Origin of the sequence: Candidatus Burkholderia verschuerenii (assembly GCF_001189365.1) — a bacterium.
GTDB classification, from domain to species: domain Bacteria; phylum Pseudomonadota; class Gammaproteobacteria; order Burkholderiales; family Burkholderiaceae; genus Caballeronia; species Caballeronia verschuerenii.
Genome location: NZ_LFJJ01000302.1, coordinates 1 through 3,705, shown reverse-complemented (window position 1 = coordinate 3,705; position 3,705 = coordinate 1). Strand labels below are relative to the sequence as shown.

Genomic DNA, 3,705 nt, shown 5'->3' with positions numbered 1-3,705 from the left:
CTTACCCGGAACAATGGACTCCAGTCGTCCCCATATCTCATCGGTCAGCAACATTCGACTCATCTTGATCGCTTACGCAAAAGATGAGATGTAAACACATTTCTTCAAATGTGAACAGAGCCTAGCTCAATCACCGATGAGCGAGCCTAGTCTAGACGGTCCAACTCCGCAGATCGTCTCAGCGCCGCCTGTGTAAGCGACTCGTCACAACCGTCATTCGATACTGCCAACCCTGATCCGAGTGAAGGATAGGTTTGTCCTTAGGCCCGAGTCGCGCGAATGCTCTCTTTAGCATTGTCCCAACCATATCAAACAGAGGCCGTCGGGCGATCTCGTAAGCGACGACCTCCGCGTTCTATAGGTCGAGAATTGGCGAGAGATATAGCTTCTCGCCACCGAGATTGAACTCGGTCACGTCAGTTACCCACTTGTTGTTCGGACGCTTTGCAACGAATCGTCGTTCGAGGACATTAGGTGCCGCAAGCCCCACCTCGCCTCTGTATGCACAGTACTTCTTTAACCGGACGTACGACTTAAGTCCGAGTTCGCCCATCAAGCGCTGGATCGTCTTGTGGTTGATTCTAATGCCTTCGTGTCGTATCACCGCAGTGATGTGGCGATAGCCATACCGCCCCTTGTGCTCGTCGAAGATCGATTGAATCCTGACCTTCACGTTCGCATACTTGTCACCAAGCTGCAGCGCCTTCTTCTGGTAATAGAAGGTACTGCGTGCGAGGTCCGCCACCTCCAGCAGTCCAGAGAGCGAATATTCTTGCCTGAGTTCGAGCGCGATGCGCGCCTTTACTGCCGCGCTTTCTGCCTCTTCGCTTGAACTAAGGCGTCGAGTTGTTTTAGGTATGCGTTCTCCATTCGAAGATGATCCAGTTCGGCCAGGAGCTCTTCGCGGCTGGGGGAGCTATTATCGTGCGACTTGGGCTGAGGTTCATTTGTCGACTGCTTTTTCATTCTTACGCAGCGCACGGAAGAGTACGGCGACAAGGCTGCCATACCACCTTCGTCATATGCATGCTTCCAGTTACCAATGATGTTGAAGTTCCGGATATCAAAGAGGGCAGCAACTTGGCGGTAGGACAGTTCATCGTCCCGCATGCGTTGCAAAACCGATAATAGCTTGAATTCTAAGCTGTAGGTAGCTCTGCGCTTCTTCTGGACGCCTTCGGCGCCGTGTACGCGGTAAAGAGCAGCCCATCTGCGTAGCGATTCCACGTTGATGTCGAGACGTCGCGCGACGACCTTCAGCCCGTGATGGCCAGCGCAATAATCCTCAACGGCTGCGAGCTTCTCTTGCTCTGTATATTTTGCCAAGACCTTCCCCAAAGAGATGTGCAACCTTCGGGGGTCGGTTCATTCGATTTGATGGACACTACTTTGTCAGAGTTCTCAGAGAAGAAGTCGGGCAGTCGAGCGGGCCGTCCGAATTACCCACGTGAGCTTCGGGACCGGCTGGCGGCAGCAGCGTGTGAGCCGGGCGTCTCGGTCGCGAGACTAGCCCGTGAGAATGGCATCAACGCGAACATGTTGTACACCTGGCGGCGCCGATACCTTGCCGAGCAGCACGCTCCGTCTGTCGACCTGATGCCAGTCGTACTGCTGAGTGACGTGCAGACGCAGGCCGTTGCCTCATCGCCAATGAATTCGCAAGCGTTAGATAGCAAACCCGAGTCGCCTGCGGGCACCATCGAGATCCGCGTCGGCCGCGTGGTGGTTAAGGTAGACGGTTTGGTTAACGCCGACATGCTTCGTATCGTGTTGGGCAGCCTGCGATCATGATCTCGCTACCGGCTGGCACGCGCATCTGGATTGCTGCGGGCGTAACCGACATGGGATGTGGGTTCCAGGGGCTGGCTGCAAAGGTGCAAACGGCGCTTGAAGAGAATCCACTGGGTGGTAACGTCTACATCTTCCGAGGTCGCCGAGGCGACCTCATAAAAATCCTCTGGGCGACGGAGGATGGAATCTGGCTTCTTGCGAAGCGTCTTGAGCGAGGCCGGTTTATCTGGCCCAGGGCCGAGGGCGGGAAGGTCCATCTGACCTCAGCACAACTGTCGATGCTTCTCGAGGGCATCGATTGGCGACAGCCCCGTGGCACCGCCGCGTTGTCGATTTTGTAAACCGCGCGGAACACTCGTAAACTGCCGTGCATGTCGAACGGCGCCGATCTTCCTGACGATGTCGATCTCCTGAAGGCCTTGTTGGTCGAGGCTCGTAGTCTGCTTGCCGAACGCGATATCGAGGTCGAGCAGCTCAAGGCACAGATCGACAAACTTCGGCGCATGCAGTTCGGCCGCAAATCCGAACAGTTGCAGCGGCAGATCGAGACCCTCGAGACTCAACTCGAGGATTTGGCCGCCGGACGCGGCGTTGCAGACGTGCAGCGTGCGCAGGCCCGAGGGGCAAACATGTCCGCTCCCGTCGCAACGCCGGAGGCAGCGGTTTCTAGGCAAGCGCTGCCTGCGCACCTCGCGCGTGAGGATCATCTGCTCGAGCCGGAGTCGAATTGCCCGGACTGCGGGCAAACATTGCAACTGCTTGGCGAGGACATATCTGAACAACTCGCCCGAGTTGCAGCCGCGTTCAAAGTCATTCGCACGATCCGGCGCAAACTTGTTTGCCCACGCTCTCCGGCCGCACCACCAAAACCGACGCCGCCGCGATCGGATCGCGTCCGTCGCGCGCGTTGCCATACGAGTTGCATACGACCGCGTATCTGAACGCGAACGCGAGCGCGGTATCGCTCGAATTCTCGAACGGAAGCAGCAAGAGCGCGGGTGCGGTGTTCCGTGTGTACGACCGCAACCATCTCGATCAGGTGCCGCGTCGCTATGTGGTCGAAGCGGGCAAGTCAATCACCGGCGCATGGACTGTGCCGGCCGCCGATCAGGGTCGCTACGACTTTTGGGTGCTCGGGCCGAACGGCTATCATTGCGAGTTCGCCGGCAGTCTCAGGGAAGTCACGGCAGCGTCGAATCCGGAGATCCAGGTATGCTAGCCGTGCGATGCGTCGTCGGTGAGCGTGAAGCTGTATAACCGCGGCAATCAGCCGTGCACGCTCACGGTGGCGTCGCTGGCGTATCGTATGGACGGACCGTGGACCGCGACCGTCGCTGCCAAGGGCGTCAGCGAACTGAGCTGGCCGGTGGTCGATAGCGGCAACTGGTACGACTTCACTGTCACTGCCAACACGGCGTCCTCGTTTCGCCGGCGCTTCGCGGGCCGCATCGAGAACGGCCGCGATCTCGTCTCCGATCCGGCGATGGGCGGGTCATTTAACCATTACCAACGACTCAACGGGAACCGGCCGCTCAAGTAATGAGCATTTGCGACATCAATGAATATCGCAAATGTTCTCAGTACGCCAACTGAGCGAGAGCAGTTCGCTCTTTTCGCTGGGTTTGTCGCAGTAGCGACTAAAGGGGGTCGACCAGGCGAGCATGCATAGGATTGCTTATACAGCGAGCGAGTAAAACTGCTCCGCTGGAGTCTTACATTTGACGCGACCTTTATCTGTCCCTCGCCAATCATATGCGTCACCCCGTTACGATGAAACGAGGTTCGACCTAGTGTTCCGTCCCAGAAATAACTTTACATAAATCCAACATGTTCTATGATCGACTTATGGTGTGCGGGAGACGATCGTAGGACGTAAGGGAATCGAGGTTCTCGTGTCCAATCTGGAGCGAGAAC

The 3,705-nt window shown here is 57.1% G+C and carries 5 protein-coding genes and 2 pseudogenes; 5 read left to right on the top strand and 2 right to left on the bottom strand.

The features are described 5' to 3' along the window. Positions 1-214 precede the first annotated feature (214 nt). Positions 215-673, bottom strand: a pseudogene (locus tag BVER_RS28195) (IS3 family transposase); the annotation flags it as partial. A 128-nt stretch (positions 674-801) separates the two neighbouring features. After that, positions 802-1,326, bottom strand: coding sequence for an IS3 family transposase (locus BVER_RS28190; protein ID WP_050456053.1), 525 nt, complete (start codon positions 1,324-1,326; stop codon positions 802-804). Between BVER_RS28190 and tnpA the strand changes: the two genes are divergently transcribed. The 5 genes and pseudogenes from tnpA (at position 1,267) to BVER_RS34835 (ending at position 3,331) form a co-directional block, all read left to right on the top strand. After that, a complete protein-coding gene (gene tnpA / locus BVER_RS35440) occupies positions 1,267-1,791 on the top strand; it encodes an IS66-like element accessory protein TnpA (RefSeq protein ID WP_332309161.1) in 525 nt (174 codons plus the stop codon). The two genes, BVER_RS28190 and tnpA, sit on opposite strands and share 60 nt — an antisense overlap. Continuing rightward, positions 1,788-2,132, top strand: a complete 345-nt coding sequence (tnpB, locus tag BVER_RS30915) for an IS66 family insertion sequence element accessory protein TnpB (protein WP_083452414.1) — start codon at positions 1,788-1,790, stop codon at positions 2,130-2,132. The genes tnpA and tnpB overlap by 4 nt, the downstream gene beginning before the upstream one ends. Before the next feature lie 30 nt (positions 2,133-2,162). Continuing rightward, positions 2,163-2,636, top strand: a pseudogene (locus tag BVER_RS30910) (IS66 family transposase); the annotation flags it as partial. Continuing rightward, positions 2,630-3,010: a phospholipase domain-containing protein gene (locus tag BVER_RS34840; RefSeq protein ID WP_050456049.1), complete on the top strand. Its 381-nt coding sequence runs from the start codon at positions 2,630-2,632 to the stop codon at positions 3,008-3,010. The pseudogene BVER_RS30910 and the gene BVER_RS34840, both read left to right, overlap by 7 nt. 18 nt (positions 3,011-3,028) lie before the next feature. Beyond that, complete coding sequence (locus tag BVER_RS34835; RefSeq protein ID WP_050456048.1) at positions 3,029-3,331, top strand: phospholipase domain-containing protein; 303 nt, start codon at positions 3,029-3,031, stop codon at positions 3,329-3,331. Positions 3,332-3,705: the final 374 nt, after the last annotated feature.